Origin of the sequence: Amycolatopsis balhimycina FH 1894, from assembly GCF_000384295.1 — a bacterium.
Taxonomy (GTDB): Bacteria; Actinomycetota; Actinomycetes; order Mycobacteriales; family Pseudonocardiaceae; genus Amycolatopsis; species Amycolatopsis balhimycina.
The window spans coordinates 952,016-974,056 of the sequence record NZ_KB913037.1 but is presented as its reverse complement, the minus strand read 5'-3'; the positions used below and the strand labels follow the sequence as shown (position 1 = coordinate 974,056).

Here is a 22,041-nt window from a genome sequence, read left to right as displayed (position 1 = left end):
TTCGGATGTTCGCGAAGGGAGACGTCATGCTTTCCCAGAAGTTTTTCACCGGCAAGGGCGAGGTGAGCGGCGCCGGGACCATCGGGGCCAACCACACCGCGTTCGCCTGCTGGAACCCGGTCGAAACAATGCGGTTCTACGGGGAGATCCTCGGATTCCCCCTCGTGCACGCCGTGCCCGCCCTCGGCTGGGGCAAGGACGACAACCCCGATATGGTCCACTTCTTCTTCGACATCGGGAACGGCGACACCCTGGCTTTCTTCTACTACTTCGGCTGGCCGCGGCCGGAGCCGGTCCACCAGGTGCTCCGGCAGTCCAACCACATCGCCGTCGAAGTGCCGGACGAGGCGGGTCTGCGGGCGTTCCGGGACAAGCTCCAGGCCGCCGGATACGAGGTCATGACGGTGGAGCACGAGACCATCGAATCGATCTATGTGGACGATCCCAACGGGATCTTCTTCGAGCTCACCCGGCCCCTGCGGGACCTGACCGGGCTCGACGCCGACGACGCGCGGCGCACGATGGACGGGCTGACCGCGGCCCTGAACGCGGGCGGCACGTCCATTCAGGACGTCTGGCGGGCAAAGGCCTTGGCGAACTCCCCGGTCGGCGGCCCCGCAGTCCACGTAGTGGATCAGCCCGAGTGGCAGGGCGCGGTGGACTTCGCACGCAAGACCGGTCTCGAGACCGAGCAGCGCGACGGCTATGTCGTCATCCACAGCGCCGGGCCCTTCGAGATCCGGCGCGGGGAAACCGGGCTCAACCTGGCGGTGTGGTTCACGTTGCCCGCGGGCGGGCTGGAAGGCCGGATCACGAAATTCGACCGCGATTCGCTGAGGGTGGAGGAGTGAGCGCGGCACCCGCCAGGGTGCTGTCCGGCCGCGGCAGGGCGGCTCTGGCGACGGACTGGTACCCGGCGTCCCTGCCGGAAAAGACCACCGTCGGCCCGCACACCCTGATCAGTCACGACGGAGAGGTATCCCGTGGCGTCCTCTACGAGCCCGCCACGGCGAGCCGGACGGTCTTCTGCCTCATGCACCCCCGGCAGGACCTCCAACGGCACCCGCTGATCCCCGGGCTGCTGACGGCCGGGCACCCGGTCTGGGCGCAGACCGGCCGCGAAGGGGGCAACGACCTGCGGCTGGTCCACGAGACCGCGCTGCTGGACGTGGCCGCCGGAACGGAGTTCCTGCGCGAGCGCGGCTTCGAGCACATCGTGCTCATCGGCCACTCGGGAGGAGCGGGCCTCTATTCGTTCTACACGGAGCAGTCGCTCGCCACCCCCTCCGGCCGCGTCACCCGGACGCCGGGCGGGACGCCGGTCAGGCTGGCCGAGGCGGCGATGCCGGCGCCGGACGGGCTCGTTCTCGTCGCGCCGCACCCCGGCCAAGGGAGTCTGCTGCTGTCGATGATCGACCCTTCGGTCACGGACGAGAACGATCCGTTCTCGGTGGACCTCGATCTCGACCCGTACCACCCGGCGAACGGCTTCGGCGCGGCGCCGGAGGGGTCGCACTACCCGGCCGAGTTCGTCGAGCGGTACCGCCGGGCCCAGCACGAGCGGGTCGCGCGAATCGACGAGCGGGCGCGTGACCTGATCGCCGATCAGCTCGCGGCCCGCAAGCGGCTCAAGGGCGGCTCGGACGATCCGGCCGACCGGCGTCGCAGTGTCCTGACGCCGATCATCACCACGTACCGGACGGACGCCGACCCACGCTGCACCGACCTGCGCCTGGACCCGTCCGACCGTCCGTACGGTTCGGTGATCAGCGCGCGGCCGTCCGTGTCGAACTACGGCGTCACCGGCTTCGGCCGCCTCGCCACGCCGGAGTCCTGGCTGTCGACCTGGTCCGGCCTCTCGTCGAACGCCTCTCTCGTCCGCTCTCTCGGCGGAGTGGCGATCCCGACGCTGACCATCGAGTTCACCGGGGACTGCTCGGTGTTCCCCGGCGACGTCCAAGACGCTCTGGCCGCCTTGAAGGCCGAGGATTCCACTCACCTGCGCGTCCGGGCCGACCACTTCGGCAGGCCGCTCGCCGACGGCGACGAGTCCGGGATCGCGGTGGCCGTACGAGAAGTGGTTGCCTGGACCGAGGAGCGCATGAGCCGATGAAGACCACATCCGAGTCAGCGCCGACGCCGGAAACCCTGGTCCCCTTCCCCGAGGAGGCCGTACGCCGCTACCGCGCGGCCGGCGTGTGGTCCGACCGGACCCTGGCGCAGGAGTTCCGCGCGATCGCCGGCGAGCACCCCGGCCATCTCGCGGTCATCGCGCCCGACGCGCGGCTGACCTACGCCGAGCTGGACCGGCGCACCGATCGGCTGGCTCTCGGGCTGCGCGATCTCGGGCTGCGGCCCGGCGAGCGGGTGCTGTTGCAGGTGACCAACGGCGTCTGGGCCGTGCTGGCCTGGTACGGACTTCTCAAGGCCGGACTGGTCCCGATCGCCACCCTGGCCTTGCACCGCCGCCACGAGATCCTCGATATCGCCCGCCAGGCCGAACCCGTGGCCCATCTCATCGAACCCGACTTCCGCAGCCACGACCTGGTCGCCCTCGCCGCCGAGGTGGCCAAGGCGCAGCCGACGCTGCGCCGGCTGCTCACGATCGGTACGGCAACACCGCCCGCGGGCGCCATCACCCTGGAGTCGCTCGAGTCGGCGGATCGTCCGGTGGATCCCGCGGTCGCGCGCGCTGCGGTGGAGGAGATCCAGGACGCCATCCGCGGCGATGCCTTGGGCGTGCTCCAGCTCTCCGGCGGCACGACGAACACTCCCAAACTGATTCCCCGGCTGCACACCGAGTACTGGTACAACGCGCGGACCTACGCCGAGGCCATCGATCTCGACTCCACCGGTACGGTCGTCCATCTCCTGCCCATGGTGCACAACGCGGGCATCGTGTGCGGGCTGCACGCCGCGCACGCCGTAGGCGGCTGTGTCGCACTCGCCGCGCCGGTGCCGGCTCAGCTCAAGGTGATCGCCCCGCAGGTCACGCACGCCATGCTCTCGCCGGCGCTGGCGGCCATGGTGACGCAGGACGCCGGGCTCTTCGACGCCCTGGCCGGCCTGCGCCGGCTCGTGTGGGTGAACGGCCCGCTGTCTGCCGACATCGTGGCGAGGTTCGAGACGCCGTCGCGCACCATCATCCAGATGTTCGGGATGGGTGAGGGGATGTGCATGGTCACCCCGGCCGCGGCACCCGCCGAGATCAGGCACCGGACGGTGGGCACTCCGATCGGTCCGTTCGACGAGGTCCGTGTGTACGCGCCGGGAACCGAGGATCCGGTACCGCCGGGCACGCCGGGTGAGCTCTGCGCCCGTGGCCCGGTGACCATCCGCGGCTACTTCCGGGCGCCGGAGCGCAACGCGGAAGCTTTCACCTCCGAAGGCTTCTACCGCACTGGCGACATCGTCGTCGAGATCCCGCATGGCGGCCGCAGCTTCTACCGCCTCCAGGACCGCATCAAGGACCTCATCAACCGGGGCGGCGAGAAGGTCAACGCGGCCGAGGTGGAGAACCTCCTCGTCCGTCATCCCGCCGTGGAGCGCGCCGCCTTGGTGGCCATGCCCGACGAACGGCTCGGGGAACGCGCCTGCGCCTTCATCGTGCCGAAGGCCGGTGCACGGGTCCCCGGCCTCGGCGAGGTGCAGCGGTACCTCGACGGGATCGGTGTCGCGAAGTTCAAGTGGCCGGAGCGCATCGAGCCACTTGACGAGTTCCCACTCACCAACGTCTCCAAGGTCGACAAGCGTGCTCTGCGGGCCAGGATCACGGAGATCCTCGCGGCCGAGAAAACCGGTGACGCGTAGGGATTCACCGTCATGGGTGCCGAAGTCGTTTCCCGAGCGCGGCGGCGGCACGTTCGCCGGACTCGGCCGAGCCATTGGTGCTGGGGTTCCCGAGGTAGTCCCCGGCGAGGTGGACGATGTCGTCCGGGTCCATCAGCCGGCGCAGTTCCGCGACTGTCCGGTAGAACCCGACGGATCGTGAGTTCGCCGCGGTGTCCCAGCGCTCGAGCTGCGCGAACTCCACTTCACCGGAGAATCCTGGGACGACGGCATCCATGTGCCGCAGCATCTCTGCCAGCATCTCGTCGTCGGGCCGTTCGGCGGCCGCCTTGAGGTAGCTGTCGACCCAGTGTCCGGAGACGACCGCTTTGCCGGCCGGCACGGATTCGGGCATGGACCGGGAGTCGTAGGTCACGATACCCAGGCCCAGGCCCGCCTTGCTGGGGACGGCGATGAGGCCCGGCAGGTTCGCCGGAGCACGGCGCAGGGCGAAGATGCCTTTGAGGATACCGGCGTACGGGATCGACTCGATCAGTTTGCGCTGGCCATCGGGCAGGTCCGGATAGATGTCCAGCACCGCCGGACCGTTGACGGCGAGCACGCAGCCACGGGTCTCGACCGTGTGGTCGCCGCCGGCGTCGTGCCAGCGGGCCCGGACCCCGGCCTCGGTGCGCCGGACCTCCTGGACCGTGGCTCCCGTGCGCACGTCGAGCAGGGAGGCGAGGTGCCTGGCCAAGAAGTCGATACCGGTCGGATATCGCATCGGGCCGCCCTGGGTGAACTTGCCGAGCGTCACGAAGAGGTCGACGACGGACATCTTCGCCGGGTCCTCCAGGTAGACGCCCCGGAGCAGGGGGTCGATCAGGTAGTCGTAGATCTCCTGGTGCAGCCGGCGCCGCGCGTACGTCGGCACCGTCTCGGTGTCCAGCCGGGCCGCCGCCTCGTAGTCGTCGTGCCCCAGCTGGCGCTTCCACCGCCTCATGTCGACGAGAAGCCGGCCCAGCAACAACTTGCTCCGCGAGGACAACAGGTCGGTGCGGACCCCTTCCATGACGGCGCCGAGGCCCTCCCCGCCCAGCGACCGCAGCCTGCCGTCACGGGGAATGCCGATGCTGAGGGGCAACGGCCGGAAGGGGTTGCTGAGGCCGGCGTCGGCGCAGAGGCGGATGACGGCGGCATGGCCAGCCGGGAGCAGCGTCGCCGCGCGGTTCAGCACGAAGCCGTCGCGCCGGGTGCTCCTCATCATCCCGCCGACGGTGTCCGCTGCCTCGAACACGGTGACCGTCCGGCCCTGCTGCTGAAGGCGGAACGCCGCGGCGAGACCGGCGATTCCCCCACCCACGACCATTACGTCGGGTTCGGGCTTGTTCATGATCGACCTTCCGGAAATCTTGCTGACTTGCCTGTCCATGTTTCGTCGATGGAGTCGAGAATGGGAAACGGCGGATGCGCTGACCAGCGCTCGAGCCGATGTGCCCGGCGTGCCGAACTCAGGCCGGTCGCTAGTATCAAGACATGACGGAACGCTCGGGGAACGCCTCCAAAAGTGCCAAGCCGGAGAGTCGGCGCCGAGCACAGCCCAAGAGCGCGGCAGGACGCCGCTCTCCGAAAAAGCCGGCCGACACCACCACGCGCCCCACGGCGCGGCGGGAACTGGTGGAAAACGAGATCTTCGAGCAGGCAGCCCGCCTCTTCGCGGAGCGCGGGTTCGCCGGCACGAACCTTCAGGACATCGCCGACGTGATGGGCATCACCCGGCCTGCGCTCTACTACTACGTGAAGAGCAAGGACGACCTTCTCGCCAAGCTCGTGGCCCAGATGACCGAAGCACCCGCCGCGGAGATTGAGGCACTCGCCAACGACGACTCCCTCGACCCGGCCGCGAGGCTGCGCAAGATCGCCCATCTCATCGCCTTCCAGCGGGCCGGTCACCCCAGCCGGTTCCAGTTGCTGCTCCGGTCCGAGGCGGACCTCCCGCCGGCCGCTGCCAAAGCGAACAGAGCAGGTCAGCGCGCCGCCCTGACCGGTCTCATGCACGTGATGGAGGAGGGAGTCCTGAAGGGCCAGTTCCGGCCGGTGGACACCCGGGCGGCGGCGCTCGCCGTGGCCGGGATGTGCAACTGGGTGGCGTGGTGGCACCATCCCGGCGGCTCTCTGCACACCGACGAAGAAGCCGCCGAGCTGGTGGCCGACATGGCCGTGGCCATGGTGATCCGGCCGGACGAACGGATACCGGAGGTCTCCGGCCCGAAAGCCGCGCTGGCCCTGCTCCGCCAGGACCTCGACTACTTGGAGAGAGTCCTCGACGCCTGACGCTCCGGCCGGTTGCACTGTGCGGTCACCGCGCCCCGTACCTGGTCCAGCAGGGCGCCGGGGTCGGGCGGCAGTGCCGCCCCACGCCAGGCGACGTGCTGGTCGGGGCGGGCGAGCACGAGAGCGTGCCGATATCCCAGGTCCGCGAGATCGATGCCCTTCTCGACATCCTCGGCCGGGTCGACATTGACGACCCGGAGCGGCACTCCCCGCTCCGCGGCCGCGGCTGCCAACGGCGCGACGTCGACGTTGTCGTCGAAGCGCAACAGTGTGAAGCCGTCCGGCAGGGCGTCGTACAGCGACTCTCCGTCGGCGAACCAGAAGTGGGGCAGCCGGGCGCCCGGCACCGTGGAGGGCTGGTAGTCGCCCATCGTGAACGGCGGGGGTTCCTCGCCGTCGTGCACGACGATCGGTGAAGTGCCGTACGTGTAGCCGAAGTTGAGCCCGGTGGGCACCATCGACCGGATGTTCGCGTCGCGCAATCGCTGCCCGAAGGCCCGGCGTGCCGCAGCACCGGCCGCGCTGTCCTCCTCGATGACCTCCGACTCGGTCTCCTGGAGCACCTCGACGAAGTTCGAGGCGAAGGCCGACACCTGTTCCGTGACCGGCCGCCGTTCGGCGTCGTGTGCGGCGAGGAGTGATTCCGGCGCCCATCCCTGGAGCACGGCGTCCATCATCCAGGCGAGGTTGGCCACGTCCGCGATGCCGGCGTTCATGCCGTAGCCCCCGTAGGGCACCCAGAGGTGGGCGGCATCCCCGCTGAGGAACACCCGGCCCACCTGGAAGGTGCCGGCGACCAGCCGGCGGCCGATCCAGTCCTCGTCGCGCACGGTCTCGTAGGTGAAGTCCGGACCCACTCCCAGCGCGTCGCGTAGCGCCTTGTCCAAGTCGAGGTCCGCGAACTCGCGCGTCGGCGGCATGAAGCAGTGGAAGTTCCACAGTTCCTCGCCGTCGATGGCGAGGAGCGAGGACCAGATGTCGTCGACGATGAACCAGTTCATCCACGCCCGTGGGTAGTTGAAGCGGGACAGCAGATCCGGCGCCCGGAACAACCGGGTACGGGCCCGGGTGAGGTTGTCGTCACCGCGCAGGCGCAGTCCGAGCGCCTTGCGCACGCTGCTGGACGCGCCGTCCGCTCCGATCACGTACCGGCTGCGGATCTCGAACTCCTCGCCGGTGTCCTCGCGCACGGCGTACGAGACCACGTGGTCGTCGTGCTGCTCGAACCCGGTGAACCGGGTCTCGTGCAGCACCGGCACCTCGCTGAACCGCTCGCGCAGGTGGTGGCGCAGGACCGGCTCCAGGTAGAGCTGGCTGACCCGTGCCGCGCGCTCGGGCGAAGGCAGGTCGCCGTCGTCGTAGCCGTGGTCGTCGAAGCGGTCACGGCGACAGGGCATCCGGAACCGGGTGAGTTCGTAGCCGGTGAGGCGGGTGGCGTAGACGCCGTCGTTCGGGAAGTCGTCGGGCAGGCCCTCGGCCCGGATGGCGTCGGCCACGTCGAGCCGGCGGTAGATCTCCATCGTCCGGGCGCTGATGTGGTTGCACTTGGCGCTGGCCGGGACGTCGGCGCCGCGCTGCTCGATCACCACGACGTCGTTGCCCCGGTGAGCGAGCTGCATCGCGGCGGTCAGGCCCACCGGTCCGGCACCCACGACCAGGACCGCGGTCTCGATCGCTCTCGGCGCGTGGCCCGCGGCAGCAGGGGTGTCGCCGTTCATCGCGGAGTTCCTCACTTCCGGGCCTGCGCGACGAGCTCGGTGAGCGCCTCGTCGATTCCGGCGTCGCCGGTCACGACGCCGCCCTTGCCCACGAACTCGGGCTTGGGCTTGGCCTGCCACAGATCGGCGTCCTCCGGGGCAGCCGACATGAAGCGCGGCCCGCGGTAACCGGTCTCCGGGAACTGCTCCATGCCGAGCGTGTACTCCCAGAGCATCCCGTCGGGATCGGTGATGTAGAGGTGGACGCTGCCCGAGGTGGGATGCCGGCCGATGCCGAACGCGCGTCCCACGGCGTGCTCCTCGATCCGGTTGAACAGTTTGCCGATGTCGTCGATGGAGTCGACGAGGAACGCGAGGTGGTGGAACGCGGGGGCACCGGTGCGGGTGGGCAGGTATCCGAAGCCGTGGTGGTCGCTCACCGGCCACGGCCGCATGAACACGGAGGTGTAGTCGCCGACGATGTCGGATGCGAGAAAGCCCATGTTGTCCAGCAGGAACTGCGTGGAGCGCTGCACGTCCGGCACACCGATGCCGACGTGCGCGAACCGCTTGAAGGTCGTCAGGTCGCCGTCGAGCGGGCGGCTCAGGTACTCCATGCGCGAGTAGTACTCGAACTCGACGCCGTTGACCGGCTCGCGCACGCGGAAGGCATCGCTGATCGACAGGCCCAGCGCGGCACGCTCCTCCGCCGGGACACGGCGAGGCTTCAGGCCGAGCTGCCGGAAGTGGTGGAACGCGCGCGAGACGTCGTCCTCGGTCTCCAGCTCCCAACCGGCCCGCACGAAGCCGGGCTCGGCCGCGGGCTGGAGCACCACCTCGTGGTGCCGGGGGCCGGATCGGTAGAACCTTTCCCCCGACGGACCCTCACCGGTGAAGGTGAGGCCGTAGATGCCGGTGGCGAAGTCGTGGGTGCGGGCGAGGTCGGTGACGTTGAGCGCGACGTACCCGGCTCGCTGGTAACGGAAGTCGGCGGTGGTCATGCGGAAGCCTCCTCGGGCGTGGTGTCGGATTCGTTCTCGGTGTCGGCGCGGGTGTCGCCGTACCGGGCGACTCCTGCGTAGAAGTCGAGGAGCACGCGGTTGAAGTCCGCGGGGTTCTCGATGGTCGGGTAGTGGCCGGCGCCGGGCAGCAGCAGCACGTGGGTGCCGGGGTAGTCGGCGCGCATCTCGTCGATGAACAGCTTCCGCTCGTGCGGGGTCTCGTCCTCGCCGAGCAGCAGCATCAGGGGCAGCCCCCGGGCGGAGAGCTTCGCGGCGATGCCGGCGCGCCGCTCGCGGGACAGCTGCGGGATGGTGACGAACGCGGTGGGGGAGGTGAGCCGGTGGGCGGCGGCGAACGCCTCGAGGATGTCGGGGCTTCCCAGCACCTTCGGGCCCCAGAACTGCCCGGAAGCCAGCCGGTCCTGGTAGACCGCCATCATCCCCTCGGTGCGCGCCTGTTCGTGCATGCGCCGGAAGTTCTGCTGCGCCTGTTCCCCGAGGGCGTCGTAGGCCTTCTCGCGCGCATCGTTGATGATCATGTACGTCGACGAGATCACGAGGCCCTTGACCCGGTCCGGGACCCGGTCGAACAGGTGCAGGGCGACGTTCGCGCCCCAGAAGGCCTGGCCGAACAGGTAGAACCGGTCGATGCCCAGCTTGTCGAGCAGGGCCAGCTGGTCGTCGACCATGTTGTCGAACGTGTAGAAGCCGGCCGCGGCGGCCTCGTTCTCCTCGTGCGTGGTCAGGCCGTGTCCGCGCAGGTCGGCCGCGACTGTGCGGTAATGCCGGGACAACTCCGGGAAGTTGCGATCGAAACCCGTGATGTTCGACGTCAGGTTGTGGACCAGCAGCAGGTCTTCGCCCCGGCCCCCGTCCCGGTAGTTGATCTCGATTCCGTTGAGGGGTACGAGCGGCATCAGCGGTCTCCGATCCGGACTTCGGCACGCGTCACCGAGGCCGCGTACTCCTGGTATTCCTCCTGCAGCGCGGCCCAGGCTTCGCCGCCGAGCCGGCCGAGCTCGGCGATGTGGTCCGGCACGAGGTGGTGCGGTGGGCGGTGCGGGCCGGCGCGGAGGAAGCCGGCCACGTTCATCCGCCCCTTCTCCAGGGCGATGTTGTGCGTCTGGAACGTGTCCATGTCGCCGTAGGCGATCGTGGGCAGTACCGCCGCACCGATCTGGTCGTTCAACGTCCGGGCCAGGGTCCAGTCGCCGGTGCGCTTCGCCTCGGCCACCCGCTCCCGCAGGGCGATGGCCGGCGCCGGCCCGCACGAGGCGCTGCTCGACCAGAACGCGACGGCCGAGTCCGGGTCGATCCGGGCGGCGGAGTAGAACTCCGCGTCGATCGGCATCAACCGGATCCGGCCGGCGCTGGCCTCGAGGTCACGCAGGTAGGTCGCGGCCCCGGCGGTCTTGGCCATGACGACCTGGGGGATGTCGGCGACCTGGGCCCAGAACGCGGGCGGGAAGCCGAACTTGAAGACGCCGGGGTTGGCATAGACGCAGATCGAGATTTCGGGCACGGCTTCGGCCACGTCACGGAAGAACTGCGCGGCCGTGGCGGTGTCCGGCCTGTTCCACATCGGCGGGCCGATCATGGTTCCGTCGACACCGAGATCGCTTGCTTCCCGTGTTTGCCGGATGGTCTCGCGCGTGCTCAGACTCGACGTCCCGGCGAACACCGGTACCCGGCCCGCGGCGGCCTCGACCATCGTGGTGATGAAGGTGCGCTTCTCGTCCCAGGTGAGCGTGGCGGTCTCGCCGAGCGTGCCGAGACTGAGAATGCCGTCGATCCCGGCCTCGATGAGGGCGTCGACCGCCCGTGCCGTCTCGTCCACGTCCACCGTGTTGCGCGCGCGCCAATCGGAAGCGTCGTCCGTGGCGGGTGTCGGGATGATCGCCCACGCACCGCGGATGTCCGCGGCCGTGAGGCGATCTCTGAGTTTCGTCATCTTCGACCAGGTCTTCCTGTACGCAGGCGCGGGGTCCGCGCCACAAATTTGTCGTCTACGTAGAAAGTTAGACGCGTGAGTTGAGCGCGTCAACGACGATCACCGTGCCGACCGCCACACTCGTTTGACGCGTGGTGCGAAAAATTGACGGTAAGGTTGAACTCGGGTCTGTGCTGTGTCTACACTCCGAGCGCCGAGGCGGCCGATCAGAACGGAGTGAGCCCATGACGACGGAGTCCGAGGTGCTGACCAGGACCGAACGCGCGCAGCGGTACTTCCGTGCGGAGTACGGCCACTTCATCGGCGGCCAATGGACGGAGGGCAACAGCGGACGAACGATTCCCGTCACCAACCCGGCCGATGGAACGCTGCTGTCGACGATCCAGGCAGGCGACGCGGCGGACGTCAACCGCGCGGTGGCGGCCGCCAAGGCCGCCTTCCCCTCCTGGTCACGTTCTCATCCGATGCAGCGCCAGGCCGTGCTGGCGGAGATGGCGCGCCGGTTGAAGGCCCGCATCGACGACTTCGCGATGATGGAGACCCTCGACAACGGGAAGCCGATCCGCGACTCCGCCGGGTTCGACCTGCCCGGCACGGCGGCTGTCTACGACTTCTACTCGACGACGCCGCTGCACCTGCGCGGCGAGACCATGGACTTCCCGGACGCCATCTCGCTCGTCCACCGTGAGCCCCTCGGCGTGTGCGCCGCGATCGTGCCGTGGAACATCCCGATGTACTGCACGGCACTGAAGCTCGCGCCGGCGCTCGCCGCCGGCAACACCGTGGTTCTCAAGCCCGCCGAGTCGACCTGTCTGGCTGTCCTCGAGTTCTTCGCCGAATGTGCCGACATCCTGCCTCCCGGCGTCGTCAACATCGTGACCGGTTACGGTCCCGAAGCCGGCGAGCCACTGGTGACCCACCCCGACGTCCGCAAGGTGTCGTTCACCGGCTCCAAGCCGACGGCCCGCAAGATCATGGGGTACGCGGCGGTGAACATCATCCCGCAGACCATGGAACTCGGCGGCAAGTCGGCGAACATCATCTGCGCGGACGCCGACCTCGACGCGGCGGTCGAGGGTGTCGTGATGTCCACTGTCTTCAACAAGGGCGAGGTCTGCATCGCGGGTACCCGCACCTTCGTGCAGCAACCGGTCATGGAAGAGTTCCTGGAGAAGCTGAAGACCGTTCTCCGCAGGGTGTCGCAAGGCGATCCGACACTGCCGGAGACGCAACTGGGCCCGCAGGCCGGCCAGGTGCAATTCGACAAGGTCAAGTCCTACCTCGAACTCGGCCCACAGGAGGGTGCGAAGGTGCTGACGGGTGGGGTTCCGGCGAGGATTCCCGGACTGGAAAAGGGACTCTTCATCGAACCGACCATCTTCACCGAGGTCGAGAACGACATGCGGATCGCCCAGGAGGAGATCTTCGGACCGGTCACCTGCGTCCAGGCCTGGACCGACGAGGAGGAGGTTTTGCGCCTGGCCAACGAGACGCCGTACGGCCTCGGAGGTGGCGTCTGGACCCGCGACCTCGGCCGCGCTCACAGGTTCGCCCGCGAGATGCAGACAGGCTCGGTCTGGATCAACCGGTACTACAACTTCGTTCCGGGCCAGCCTCTCGGTGGCTACAAGGAAAGCGGCTTCGGGCGGGAGAACTCCTTCGAGACGCTTCTCCATTACACCCAAGTGAAGGCCGTCGTCATCAACCTCGCCGAAGGACCGCTGGGGATCTACGGTTCAGCACCAGCCGCGATCTGACGCGAAGTTGTCCGCGCAGCACAGCGCTTTCGGGTACGGCGCAGGCACAGTTGGTGTCGTTTGCCGCTGCGCCTGGACATCAGGCGACGCGGGGTGTGGCCGGGCCGAGATTCACGACCTCCTGGTGTTGCCGGTGTTCTTCGGCCAGGCGGCAGACAAGCGGATCGAGAACTGCCAGATCGGCATGTTCCTGGCCCATGCTTCCGGGTTCGGGCATGCGCTGATCGACCGGGTTGGCGCCCCAGGCGACGCAGAGCGCGAACCGGCTCTCGAACGCCGCAGCGCGGGGTGCGTAGTACCCGCCGAGGAACCAGCCCACGATCCCGATCCGGCTGGTGTCCACTTCGGACCGTTTCGCGTGTCGAGCCGATGCCGTCGTCGTTCGCGATCAATGCACGCATATCTAGTGTCGGATTTCAGCGCCGCTCGGTAGCCCTCGGCAGACGCTGACGTGAGCCGGCTGGCGTACAGCCGCCATGCGGCGCTATGGTCTGTCGCATGAACACGCATCCTGCGCAGGGAGTAACTGTTCAGGTCGTTTCGACAGCTGTTGGCAGCCAAGGGTTTCCGGTGATGGCATCACGGAGCGCGGTGATGACGTGCAGGCTGTTCTTGCGGACGGTGGAGATGTAGCCGCGGACGCGCAGCCATGCCTGGGCGCCGTGCCGTGTGCGCCAGCCGCCGGAGATCTTCAGCTGGGCTTTGATCATCCGTAGGTCGCGTTCGGCCTGGTTGTTGGTGAACGGGACGGTGAGGTCGCGGGCGAAGAGCAGCACTTGGTGCTGGTAGTCGCGTAGGCGCACCAGCAGGTTGCGGGTCTTGCTTTGCTTGCGGCCTCGGTCCGGTGGGTGCAGCAGCAGCCCGAGATGGATGGTGCGGACGAACCTGGAGATCAGCGGATCGACGACATGGGCGGGGATGGCGTCCAGGCCGGCGTCGCGTGCGGCATGGGCGGCGGTGTTGAGCTGTTCGAGGGTTTTCATGGCGATCCGGGGCCAGGTGTGCTCCGGGTGGGCTTCGCCGGCCGCGACCAGTTCGCGGAGGTGGTGGGCGTTGCAGCGGGTGTGGTTGCGTCCGAAGTCTTGATACGACATGAGGCCGTCGTGGACGCGACGCCGCGGAACCGGGTGAGGATCCCGAACTCGTCCATCGCCTCACCACCACGCTGGCGGTGCGGCAGGTAGGCGGTCAGGTGTGGGGTGCAGGCGACGTGCAGCCACCAGTTCTTCCCTTCGACCCGGATGCCGGTCTCGTCGAAGTGGGCCACCGGCGCTGCCCGCAGCGCCTGTTCGACCTGCTCGGCGAACCCCTCGAGCCGGGTGGCGACCGGGGAGAGGACACCGGCGACCCAGCCGGTCGACACCGGCAGCCCGAGCAGGTCCGCCAGCAACTGCGCTGTCCGAGCGACCGGTATGTGCTGGTAGGTCAGCAGATATGCCGCCAACGCGGTCACGTTCGGCCCGTAGCAGGCCGGCGCTGTCGCCTCCGCCGGGCCGGGTGCGGTCGTGATGTGGCGGCAGCCGCGGCACCGCAGCCGGTGCAGGCGGTGTTCGGTCACCGACGGACGCACCGGCGGCAGATCCACCACCTGCCGCCGGATGACTCCCACACGCTCGGCACGGCGCAGACCTGTCCCGCATCCCGAGCATGCCGACGGCGCATGCTCGACGATGGTGTCCGGGTTCTCCATCAACGACAGGGTCGCCCCAGGTGCGCCGGGTTGCTTACCCTGCTTGCGGCCGGACTTGCCGCGCAACGACTTCGGGGCAGGTTTGCTGAACCGGTCCGATGAGGGTGGCATCGAAGAGTTACCCGAGTTCGTCCCCAACTGGCGCTTGAGCGCAGCGACCTCGGCCTGCAACGCGGTGATCTCTTCCCGTGCACGTACGAGCTCCACCGCCTGCGCTGCGACCAGCGCGGCCAGCTCGTCATACGACGGACGAACACCTTTCCCCACAACAAGATCATCCCACAGACCCGCTCACAGCCCCAAAACGACCTGAACAGTTACCGCAGGGATGCTGCGAACATGTGTTCGAGTCCCCCTTTGAACACGCAGACATGGGGTAATCTCCCGCGTTCTGGGCGCTTCCCACAACCCGGCCGCGCGGATCGTCGCGTGTGGGTTCGAGGGTGCGCGGGTCGGGACATTACTGATAGCCGATGACGTTGGTGGTTTCGTGGTCATGGCGCAATGACGCTGCCGTTGTTACTTCAGGTGGGCCACTCGGGGTTGTCGGGAGCTGTGGTGTCGCCGTGCACTTGGAATTGTCATGAGTGTCGGTAAGCCGGTTCGGGCGTGAGCTCACCCAGCTGGCAATGGACTCGAACGCGTCTGGGTCGGTTGTGCCGTCGATGCCGAGGTCGGTTCAAGCCGTCTTGGAGCCGGGGATCGACGGAATGCTCGTCGGCCACGGGTAGTACCAGCTGCCAGCGTGATTGGCCCGGCCGGCTGCTGCGAGCCGCTGGAGCTCGCCAGTGAGCGCTGGCTCCGGCAACCGCATCAGGGCCGCCCCGCAACGCGCCAACTGACCGGTGCCTGTCTCCAAGCGCGGGAACAACCGGAGTTAGAGGTCACCGGTGCCAGCTCGGGCGCCGGATCGCTTGAGATGGAGCGCCGATGATTCTTGTCTTTCGAAGGGTTCCCGGTGTGCGGTCTGACGGTGCGTCGGCCGGGGTGGTGTCCTCCTGCTGGCGAGTCATTTGCTTCGCGTCGACTTTGGTCGCGCTGTTGATTGTGCTCGGTTCTTTCGCGAGGGGCCGGAGTTTTCGGTCTTTCGTGATGCGTGATAGGCGTCGACTATCGAGGCTGGAATTCGTCCTCGGTTGGCCACTTCGTGGCCGTTTTGCCGCGCCCAGTTCCGGATGTCGTGTGTAGCTGTGTATTCGGTGGCTGCTTCGGTTTCGGTCGTGGTGTCAGTGGTTGCTTGGCCGACGGCGACCTTGATGCGGCGGCCGCCGGTGCGGCGCGCGGCCGACACGTACGGTGTCAGCGCTTCGCGTAGTTCTTCGGCGTTCGGCGCGGATAGGTCGATCTCGTAGGACACGCCGTCGAGTCCGAACGGGACGGTCTGTTCGGCCGGGCTGCCGTCCGTGTCGTCGAATATCTCGATGCTGACCCTCTTGGCCATTTGTGTTTCCTTCCGTTCCGGTGCAGGTGCATGGTGAATTGGTCGAATAGTAGCGTCGTGGAATCGTGTGGTGTCGGCGGGTAGGTGTCTGGACGAGTCTCTTTGAGTTTCTTTCGAGAAGCTGTTGACCGTCTGTGGTCTTGTAGGCATGGATGGGGTGTGTGGTGTGGCGAACACTTCCCTGTTTTGAGTCGAGTTCTCCAACAGGAACATTGGAGGTTGTGATGGAAACCGAACGTGACCAGGGGCAGGTCAACGCTGTTGCTGCTGCGATCCGGGAGCTCGCGGCGGCGGTCCGTGCGGCTGTGCCGGAGCCGCCGGTGGATCCGGACGCGTTGCTGACCGCGGAAGAGGTGGGGGAGCTGTTGCAGCTTTCGCCGAGGACGTTGAAGGACCAGGCCGCCGTGGGAGTGCTGCCGCATCACCGCTTCGGCAAGCACTACCGGTTCACCCGTGGCGATGTCGCCGAGATCGTGCGGTTGAGCGCGGCGCCGGTGAAGCCGCCGCGGCGGCGGGTGTCCGTTGCGGACGTTGCCCAGGACTTCCGCGCCGCGTGAGGCGGGCGGAGTAACAGAGAAGGAGTTGAAGGATGGCTCACGGCCAGGAAGAGCCCGGCACGGGTGAGTGGCGTGCCCGGTACAAGCGTCCCGACGGGACGTGGGGGAGTAGGTCAGGGTTTCCCACCAAGAAGGCGGCCGAGGATTGGGGGGTGGAGCAGGAGGCGCTGATCCGGCGGAACCTGTGGCTGGATCCTCGTGATGGCGAGACGCGCTTCGATGACTTTGCGGAGGAGTGGCTGGCGGCGGTGGCTCCGCGGCTGGAGCTGAACACAGTGGCGAAGTACCGCTCGTTCCTGGACACGCAGCTGCTGCCGCAGTGGAAGGCGTGGCCGCTGATCGCGATCTTCAACGGCTACGTCGAGATCGAGCGGTGGCTCTCGGAGCTGCACGAGGACTACGCCGAGTCGTCGGTGTCGTCGTACTTCGCGCTGTTCTCCACCATCCTCAACGCTGCCGTGCGCGCTCGGATGATCCCGGCCAACCCGTGCAGCGGGGTGCGCGTGTCCAAGGGCGAGTTCGACGCCGAGCGGCTGGTGGCCACCCCGGCGCAGGCCTTGCGGGCCGCGATGCGGCTGTACGAGCTGGGTCTGGGGATGCGCGGGTTCGTGCTGTGCTTGATGGATTTCTATACCGGCGCCCGATGGGGTGAACTCGTCGGGCAGCAACGGCACGAGTACGACTCCGAACGCCGCGGCATCGACATCCGGACACCGCTGAAGGAAGTCAGCGGGAAGGTCTACAAAGGAGGACGGAAGAGTGATGATCATCACTCAGACGGCCGCCAGCGGCCACCGACGAGGCGCGGGAACTCCCGGCCCAAGAAGGGCCGGACCAAAACTCCTGCGGGTACGAGGTTTGTGGCGCTCCCGCCCGGGATCGCGGTGCTCTACGAGGAGTTGATGGACAGCCATCGGGAGCCGTTCGTGCTGTGCACGCCGGAGGGGTATCCGTGGCGGCGGTCGAACTTCCGCATCCGGTTCTGGCGGCCGGCCTGGGACGGGGTCGAACTTGATGACCCTGGTGCGGGGGAGCGGCGCCCGCCGATCCTCCCGACGTTCACCTTCCACGAAGGCCGGCACACGCACAGCACCTGGCTGACTGAGGACGGGATCCCGGAGGTTGCCCGCCGGGCGCGGCTGGGCCAGAAGATGAAAGGCATCGCCCGCGTCTACGACCATGTGACCCCGGCCATGGTGAACCAGATCCTGGACGCCCTGGAGGAACGCTGGCTGCGGTCGCTGGCGTCCCTGTACCCGGGGGAGCGCGCGAAGCTGGTGTCCTGGTTCCCGCACCTGCGGTCCCAGCGGGCGATTGGGCCGGGTCCGGGGGCCGTCGCCGGATCGTCGCCGACTGACAGCTGAAAGCCCCGCCCCTCCGGGGAGGGACAGGGCTTCTGACCTGCGAAAACATGTGGTGCGCGATACTGGGATTGAACCAGTGACCTCTTCCGTGTCAGGGAAGCGCTCTCCCGCTGAGCTAATCGCGCGAGGTGGAGACGGGATTCGAACCCGTGTACACGGCTTTGCAGGCCGTTGCCTCGCCTCTCGGCCACTCCACCGTGCCAGGCTCGAGAGCCTATCGAGCGGATGACGGGATTCGAACCCGCGACCCTCACCTTGGCAAGGTGATGCGCTACCAGCTGCGCTACATCCGCACTCCACCGCTCCGGGAGGTTGTTACCCCGTCGCCGTGGTGTGGGAAAACCATATCGGACCCCGGAACCGGGGCCGACACCGGGGTGTCACTCGGCCGTTGCGTGGCCGTCATCAGGCCAAATCGTGGGGGATGAGGTGGGTGAGCGCGTCGTCGACGTCGACCCACAGGTGCTCGTTGCCCGGCAGCACCACGTCGTAGGTCCGGTCGAGGAAGTCGGCCAGCTCCTGGGCGGACGCCTCGAACATGGCGTGCCCGGACGGCGAGTTCAGCTCGATCAGGACGGCTTCGGGGTCCTCGACGGAAGGGCGGATGCGGACGTCTCCGTCGCCGGCGTCGGCCAGGAGGCCGTCCGCGAGGAGGTCACGCGCGTACACCCATTCGACCCACCCCGCGCGGCCGGTGCGGAAGGCGGCGACGACCGCGTACGGGTCGCGTGTGTCGTAGCGCAGCTCCACCTTGACCGGAACCGCGGGCGTCCGCGGCGCCAGCAGGTCGAAGACCGCCGTCGAGCGGAGCGTCACGTGATCGTTGCGCATCGTCCTACCCTTCGTCTCCCTTCCCGGCCCGGCCCGGCCGAGGGCATCACCACTGGGACGCATCAGGAGGCCGATTCCGTCGCGGGTGCGCCGCAAATCACCCGGTCGGGCTCATCGGCCCCCGTCTCCACCCGTGACCACCCACGGCGCGCAGCTGACCGGCGCGCCCCGTGAGGCCCACGCCTCCATATTGCGCGGTTTAGTCGCCGGGCGATAGCACCGTCGCACGGGTGTCGAACGTGGCGTCAGGCGGCCCCCCGTCGGCACAACCCCGGCTAGCTCGGGGTTGTTCGTTCCGTACTCGCCAGTAAGCGGAGTGTGGTCGGTGAGGACCACCCGTTTGCAGGCGCCCTAAAGTCGTAGGCTAGAGTTCTCGCAACAACAAGGGCGGGCGATTAGCTCAGCGGGAGAGCGCTTCGTTCACACCGAAGAGGTCACTGGTTCGATCCCAGTATCGCCCACTCGATTCGGGGTAGCCCCTGTTCGCGGAGTGCGCGAACAGGGGCTCTCTCGTTCTGTGTCTTGTGGGGGCCGAGCCCCCACACCCCCGCCGGGGGCAAGCCCCCGGGCCCCCGCGTGTGGTCCCGTTCGGGTGTGAACTTCCGTGAGTTGGGGTGGTCGACCCGCGCCTGGTCCGCTGCCGGGGTGGGGAACTTCTGTAAGTGGAGTGAACGATCCGTTCGGATCTTCCGTATCAGGTGACGAGAGCAGTTCGCGCCCGTGCCGCCTGGGCTCGCCGGAACTGCCTCTGAACCCTGCCGCCGCGGTGGGTTTCTGGTGAACGAACCGCCGCGGGAGGTGTGGATGTGATCTTCGGCACCGCGCGTGCCCGGCTGGTCCGGGGTAGGTACGACAAAACCGCGTGCGCGTGACGAATTGACGAGGAACGTCACGATCTGTGTACCGGGCACCCGCGCCGCGGCGGTCGCGTCCGCTCTCTGGTCCACTGTGGACCACTTCGGTGCCACAGTGTCCACAGTAGATCTTCACGGCCGTGCTCGGCCGTTCGCGAGCGTCTGGTCCACCCGGGTGCGGACAACGGTCCTCTCGTTACGGAACGTAGTTTTCCGGGGGATACGTCCTCTTACTCATCGTCACCTTCTTGTTATCTTGCGGCCATTTTCTGGCGGATAAGACGCGCAGCATGTGGCTGGAAATCCTTGTAACGATGGCGAGAGAGTCGCCGATACCTTGCCGTGAAGCCCTCCGCAGGCTCCGCGCGAGACCCGAACCGTGATAACGCTACGAAATCACCTTTGGTAACGCTGCGTGCTTGCGGATCCAACCCCGATCCTTGTTTCCGGGAGGTCAGATGGAAGAGTCTGTGCGGCCCTCTTACACGGTGAGCCAGCCACCGCCGCACATCGACCTCCAGGCCATCCCGCGTCCCGCCCACCGGGACGGCCAGCCGGGCGTCGAACCCTCGGGTACGCCGTCGCCCAAGGCATTGCCGGCCGCCTGGGAAGCGCGGTACAGAGCCTGGGTCATCGGCAGCGACGTCTTCATCACGCTGCTCGTCATCGCGATCAGCGCGTTCGTCATCGATCGCGTTGCGCCGCACGACATGCACGCCTTCGGCACGATGCTCGCGGTGTTCGTCTCCCTGCCGGTCAGCCGGGCGTGGAGCCCGCGTGTGCTCGGCGAAGGCGCGGAGGAGTACCGCACCCTCGGCCGCGGGTTCATCACCGCCGCCGTCCTGGTCGCGCTGGGCGGCCTGCTGTTCGGCGCGCTCGAGGTCCAGGTCTGGGTGTTCGTCGTCGTCCCGGCGATCGCGCTCGTCGCCTTCCCGCAGCGGTACCTGCTGCGCCAGGTGCTGCACCGCAAGCGCGCCAAGGGACTCTGCCTGCTGCCGGTGATGGCGGCAGGCAGCCCGGAGACCGTCGCCGACCTCATCGCGCGCACCCGCTCGGAGGTGCATGTCGGCTGGCGCGTCGAGGCGGCCTGCACGTTCACCGGGCACGGCGCCGACCGCGACAGCGGCGAGATCGACGGCGTCCCGGTGGTCGGCAGGCTGGAGGAGCTGTCCCGGTACGTGCGGCGCGGCGGCTACCGGGTCGTGGCGATCACCGCGGACCAGTACTGGACGCCGAAGCGGCTGCAGCGGCTGGCCTGGGACATGGAGGGCACCGGCGCGGAGATGGTCGTGGCGCCCGTGCTGATGGAGGTCGCCGGGCCCCGGCTCAACGTCACGGGCGTGCTCGGCATGCCCCTGCTGCGGGTCACCGCGCCGATGTTCACCGGCGGCCGCCGGGTGGTGAAGGAGATCGTCGACCGCTGCGGCTCGGCGCTGCTGCTCACCCTGCTGTCCCCGCTGCTGCTCGCGATCGCGGTCGCGATCAAGCTGAACGACCGCGGCCCGGTCATCTACCGCCAGCGCCGCGTCGGCCGCGACGGCGCGACGTTCACCATGCTCAAGTTCCGGACGATGGTCACCAACGCCGACGCGATCAAGCAGACCCTGGCCGCGGACAACGAGGGAGCGGGCCCGCTCTTCAAGATGAAGCGCGACCCGCGGATCACCCGCGTGGGTGGTTTCCTGCGCCGGTACTCGCTCGACGAGGTGCCCCAGCTGTTCAACGTCGTCTCCGGGAAGATGTCGCTCGTCGGCCCGCGGCCGCCGCTGCCGGAGGAGACCGCGCAGTACGCCCCGGACGCCCGGCGCCGGCTGCTGGTCAAGCCGGGGCTGACCGGCCTCTGGCAGGTCAGCGGGCGCAGCGACCTCACGTGGGCCGAGAGCATCCGGCTCGACCTGCGTTACGTCGAGGACTGGTCCCTCGCGCTGGACCTGGTGATCCTCTGGAAGACCTTCCGCGCGGTGATGGGCGGGCAGGGCGCCTACTGACCCGTCTCCGCCGCGCACTGCGCACCACGGCCGCCGATCCCCGTCGCAGGGGGTCGGCGGCCGTGTCCATTCCCGGGTCTTGTGATCCGCTCCACAGATGGTTGAACGCGAAATAGTTCAACGCTCAACCTGGTTGCAGGGGGTACCGACCCAACGGAAGGAATCTCAGCCCCATGACCACCTTTGCCGAGCAGACCGAGGCCCTTCAGCTCCCCGCGGACGTCCAGAACCTGCTGTTCCGCGAGGCCCGCACGGCCAACAGTTTCAGCTCCGAGCCGGTGACCGAGGAGCAGGTCCGCGCGATCTACGACCTCGTCAAGTGGGCCCCGACGTCGATGAACACCCAGCCGCTGCGCGCGCTGGTGCTCCGGACCGCCGAGGCGAAGGCCCGCCTGCTCCCGCACCTGGCCCCGGGTAACCGGGACAAGACCGAAGCCGCTCCGCTGACCGTCGTGCTCGCCGCGGACGTCGACTTCCACGAAAACATCCCGCAGGTCTTCCCGCACGCCCCGCAGGTGAAGGACAACTTCGCCGACGAGCAGGGCCGCGTCGAGTTCTCGAAGCTGAACTCGCTGCTGCAGGTCGGCTACTTCATCATCGGCGTCCGCGCCGCCGGGCTGGCCGCCGGCCCGATGACCGGCTTCGACGCCCAGGGCGTCGACGACGAGTTCTTCGCGGACAAGAAGTGGCGCTCGCTCGTCGTGGTGAACGTCGGCAAGCCGGGCGAGAACCCGTGGTTCGACCGCCTGCCGCGGCTGAACTTCGACCAGGTCGTCGAGACCCTCTGACGTCGTTCGGGCAGGCCGCT

17 protein-coding genes, 4 tRNA genes and 1 pseudogene are annotated in these 22,041 nt (G+C 68.1%); 10 read left to right on the top strand and 12 right to left on the bottom strand.

Annotated features, from left to right (window positions below; genetic code table 11):
• Positions 1 to 26 precede the first annotated feature (26 nt).
• From A3CE_RS0103595 to A3CE_RS0103585, 3 genes are read left to right on the top strand one after another with little or no spacing between them, the layout of a single operon-like run.
• Complete coding sequence (locus A3CE_RS0103595) at positions 27 to 851, top strand: VOC family protein (protein ID WP_051183863.1); 825 nt, start codon at positions 27 to 29, stop codon at positions 849 to 851.
• Positions 848 to 2,113, top strand: coding sequence for an alpha/beta fold hydrolase (locus A3CE_RS0103590; protein ID WP_026468107.1), 1,266 nt, complete (start codon positions 848 to 850; stop codon positions 2,111 to 2,113). Before A3CE_RS0103595 ends, A3CE_RS0103590 begins: the two co-directional genes overlap by 4 nt.
• Positions 2,110 to 3,810 (top strand): AMP-binding protein, encoded by a 1,701-nt coding sequence (locus A3CE_RS0103585; RefSeq protein ID WP_020638689.1) that lies wholly within the window; start codon positions 2,110 to 2,112, stop codon positions 3,808 to 3,810. Before A3CE_RS0103590 ends, A3CE_RS0103585 begins: the two co-directional genes overlap by 4 nt.
• Before the next feature lie 10 nt (positions 3,811 to 3,820).
• Here the strand turns inward: A3CE_RS0103585 and A3CE_RS0103580 are convergent, their stop codons facing one another.
• Entirely contained in the window at positions 3,821 to 5,161 is a 1,341-nt protein-coding gene (locus A3CE_RS0103580; protein ID WP_185839831.1) for a protoporphyrinogen/coproporphyrinogen oxidase, read from the bottom strand.
• 143 nt (positions 5,162 to 5,304) lie between these two features.
• Between A3CE_RS0103580 and A3CE_RS0103575 the strand changes: the two genes are divergently transcribed.
• The gene (locus A3CE_RS0103575; RefSeq protein ID WP_125592021.1) at positions 5,305 to 6,102 is read left to right on the top strand and encodes a TetR/AcrR family transcriptional regulator; all 798 of its coding nucleotides are present in this window, start codon (positions 5,305 to 5,307) and stop codon (positions 6,100 to 6,102) included.
• Here A3CE_RS0103575 and A3CE_RS0103570 read toward each other — a convergent pair.
• From A3CE_RS0103570 to A3CE_RS49910, 4 genes are read right to left on the bottom strand one after another with little or no spacing between them, the layout of a single operon-like run.
• Positions 6,075 to 7,820, bottom strand: a complete 1,746-nt coding sequence (locus tag A3CE_RS0103570; RefSeq protein WP_020638686.1) for an FAD-dependent oxidoreductase — start codon at positions 7,818 to 7,820, stop codon at positions 6,075 to 6,077. The genes A3CE_RS0103575 and A3CE_RS0103570 overlap by 28 nt on opposite strands.
• An 11-nt stretch (positions 7,821 to 7,831) precedes the next feature.
• Entirely contained in the window at positions 7,832 to 8,800 is a 969-nt protein-coding gene (locus A3CE_RS49915; RefSeq protein WP_020638685.1) for a VOC family protein, read from the bottom strand.
• Positions 8,797 to 9,717 carry an alpha/beta fold hydrolase gene (locus A3CE_RS0103560; protein WP_020638684.1) on the bottom strand — a complete coding sequence of 307 codons (921 nt, stop codon included), beginning with the start codon at positions 9,715 to 9,717 and terminating at the stop codon, positions 8,797 to 8,799. Before A3CE_RS0103560 ends, A3CE_RS49915 begins: the two co-directional genes overlap by 4 nt.
• A complete protein-coding gene (locus tag A3CE_RS49910; protein WP_020638683.1) occupies positions 9,717 to 10,751 on the bottom strand; it encodes a dihydrodipicolinate synthase family protein in 1,035 nt (344 codons plus the stop codon). The genes A3CE_RS0103560 and A3CE_RS49910 overlap by 1 nt, the downstream gene beginning before the upstream one ends.
• Positions 10,752 to 10,975: 224 nt before the next feature.
• On the opposite strand from A3CE_RS49910, the gene A3CE_RS0103550 reads away from it, so the two are divergent.
• A complete protein-coding gene (locus A3CE_RS0103550; protein WP_020638682.1) occupies positions 10,976 to 12,508 on the top strand; it encodes an aldehyde dehydrogenase family protein in 1,533 nt (510 codons plus the stop codon).
• A gap of 79 nt (positions 12,509 to 12,587) precedes the next feature.
• Here A3CE_RS0103550 and A3CE_RS58275 read toward each other — a convergent pair whose 3' ends face one another.
• The 3 genes and pseudogenes from A3CE_RS58275 to A3CE_RS54675 all read right to left on the bottom strand — a co-directional run bounded on the left by A3CE_RS58275 (position 12,588) and on the right by A3CE_RS54675 (position 15,639).
• The gene (locus tag A3CE_RS58275) at positions 12,588 to 12,851 is read right to left on the bottom strand and encodes a hypothetical protein (protein ID WP_020638681.1); all 264 of its coding nucleotides are present in this window, start codon (positions 12,849 to 12,851) and stop codon (positions 12,588 to 12,590) included.
• Positions 12,852 to 13,038: 187 nt separating this feature from the next.
• A pseudogene (gene tnpC, locus A3CE_RS58270) lies at positions 13,039 to 14,405 on the bottom strand (IS66 family transposase).
• A gap of 802 nt (positions 14,406 to 15,207) precedes the next feature.
• Positions 15,208 to 15,639, bottom strand: a complete 432-nt coding sequence (locus tag A3CE_RS54675; RefSeq protein ID WP_043790656.1) for a histone-like nucleoid-structuring protein Lsr2 — start codon at positions 15,637 to 15,639, stop codon at positions 15,208 to 15,210.
• Between the two features lie 224 nt (positions 15,640 to 15,863).
• Between A3CE_RS54675 and A3CE_RS0103525 the strand changes: the two genes are divergently transcribed.
• Together A3CE_RS0103525 and A3CE_RS0103520 are read left to right on the top strand one after the other, a co-directional pair.
• On the top strand, positions 15,864 to 16,196 hold the full coding sequence (locus tag A3CE_RS0103525; protein ID WP_020638678.1) for a helix-turn-helix domain-containing protein: 333 nt from the start codon (positions 15,864 to 15,866) through the stop codon (positions 16,194 to 16,196).
• Between the two features lie 152 nt (positions 16,197 to 16,348).
• Complete coding sequence (locus tag A3CE_RS0103520) at positions 16,349 to 17,560, top strand: tyrosine-type recombinase/integrase (RefSeq protein ID WP_020638677.1); 1,212 nt, start codon at positions 16,349 to 16,351, stop codon at positions 17,558 to 17,560.
• 50 nt (positions 17,561 to 17,610) lie between these two features.
• Here A3CE_RS0103520 and A3CE_RS0103515 read toward each other — a convergent pair.
• From A3CE_RS0103515 to A3CE_RS0103500, 4 genes are all read right to left on the bottom strand, one after another.
• A tRNA-Val gene (locus A3CE_RS0103515) sits at positions 17,611 to 17,685 on the bottom strand.
• Between the two features lies 1 nt (position 17,686).
• Positions 17,687 to 17,757: transfer RNA gene (locus A3CE_RS0103510), tRNA-Cys, on the bottom strand.
• A gap of 23 nt (positions 17,758 to 17,780) precedes the next feature.
• A tRNA-Gly gene (locus tag A3CE_RS0103505) sits at positions 17,781 to 17,853 on the bottom strand.
• 112 nt (positions 17,854 to 17,965) lie between these two features.
• Positions 17,966 to 18,391 carry an SsgA family sporulation/cell division regulator gene (locus A3CE_RS0103500; RefSeq protein WP_013227152.1) on the bottom strand — a complete coding sequence of 142 codons (426 nt, stop codon included), beginning with the start codon at positions 18,389 to 18,391 and terminating at the stop codon, positions 17,966 to 17,968.
• 389 nt (positions 18,392 to 18,780) lie between these two features.
• Between A3CE_RS0103500 and A3CE_RS0103495 the strand changes: the two genes are divergently transcribed.
• From A3CE_RS0103495 to A3CE_RS0103485, 3 genes are all read left to right on the top strand, one after another.
• Positions 18,781 to 18,852: transfer RNA gene (locus A3CE_RS0103495), tRNA-Val, on the top strand.
• Between the two features lie 851 nt (positions 18,853 to 19,703).
• Positions 19,704 to 21,233, top strand: coding sequence for a sugar transferase (locus A3CE_RS0103490; protein ID WP_026468105.1), 1,530 nt, complete (start codon positions 19,704 to 19,706; stop codon positions 21,231 to 21,233).
• Between the two features lie 173 nt (positions 21,234 to 21,406).
• Positions 21,407 to 22,021, top strand: a complete 615-nt coding sequence (locus A3CE_RS0103485; protein WP_020638675.1) for a malonic semialdehyde reductase — start codon at positions 21,407 to 21,409, stop codon at positions 22,019 to 22,021.
• The last annotated feature ends 20 nt before the right edge of the window (positions 22,022 to 22,041 follow it).

Excerpts from the sequence above, each read along its gene's own strand:
- A3CE_RS0103595 (WP_051183863.1), top strand. The coding sequence starts at position 27 with ATGCTTTCCCAGAAGTTTTTCACCGGCAAGGGCGAGGTGAGCGGCGCC.
- A3CE_RS0103585 (WP_020638689.1), top strand. The coding sequence starts at position 2,110 with ATGAAGACCACATCCGAGTCAGCGCCGACGCCGGAAACCCTGGTCCCC.
- A3CE_RS0103580 (WP_185839831.1), bottom strand. The coding sequence starts at position 5,161 with ATGAACAAGCCCGAACCCGACGTAATGGTCGTGGGTGGGGGAATCGCC.
- A3CE_RS0103575 (WP_125592021.1), top strand. The coding sequence starts at position 5,305 with ATGACGGAACGCTCGGGGAACGCCTCCAAAAGTGCCAAGCCGGAGAGT.
- A3CE_RS0103570 (WP_020638686.1), bottom strand. The coding sequence starts at position 7,820 with ATGAACGGCGACACCCCTGCTGCCGCGGGCCACGCGCCGAGAGCGATC.
- A3CE_RS49915 (WP_020638685.1), bottom strand. The coding sequence starts at position 8,800 with ATGACCACCGCCGACTTCCGTTACCAGCGAGCCGGGTACGTCGCGCTC.
- A3CE_RS0103560 (WP_020638684.1), bottom strand. The coding sequence starts at position 9,717 with ATGCCGCTCGTACCCCTCAACGGAATCGAGATCAACTACCGGGACGGG.
- A3CE_RS49910 (WP_020638683.1), bottom strand. The coding sequence starts at position 10,751 with ATGACGAAACTCAGAGATCGCCTCACGGCCGCGGACATCCGCGGTGCG.
- A3CE_RS0103550 (WP_020638682.1), top strand. The coding sequence starts at position 10,976 with ATGACGACGGAGTCCGAGGTGCTGACCAGGACCGAACGCGCGCAGCGG.
- A3CE_RS54675 (WP_043790656.1), bottom strand. The coding sequence starts at position 15,639 with ATGGCCAAGAGGGTCAGCATCGAGATATTCGACGACACGGACGGCAGC.
- A3CE_RS0103525 (WP_020638678.1), top strand. The coding sequence starts at position 15,864 with ATGGAAACCGAACGTGACCAGGGGCAGGTCAACGCTGTTGCTGCTGCG.
- A3CE_RS0103500 (WP_013227152.1), bottom strand. The coding sequence starts at position 18,391 with ATGCGCAACGATCACGTGACGCTCCGCTCGACGGCGGTCTTCGACCTG.
- A3CE_RS0103490 (WP_026468105.1), top strand. The coding sequence starts at position 19,704 with ATGGAAGAGTCTGTGCGGCCCTCTTACACGGTGAGCCAGCCACCGCCG.
- A3CE_RS0103485 (WP_020638675.1), top strand. The coding sequence starts at position 21,407 with ATGACCACCTTTGCCGAGCAGACCGAGGCCCTTCAGCTCCCCGCGGAC.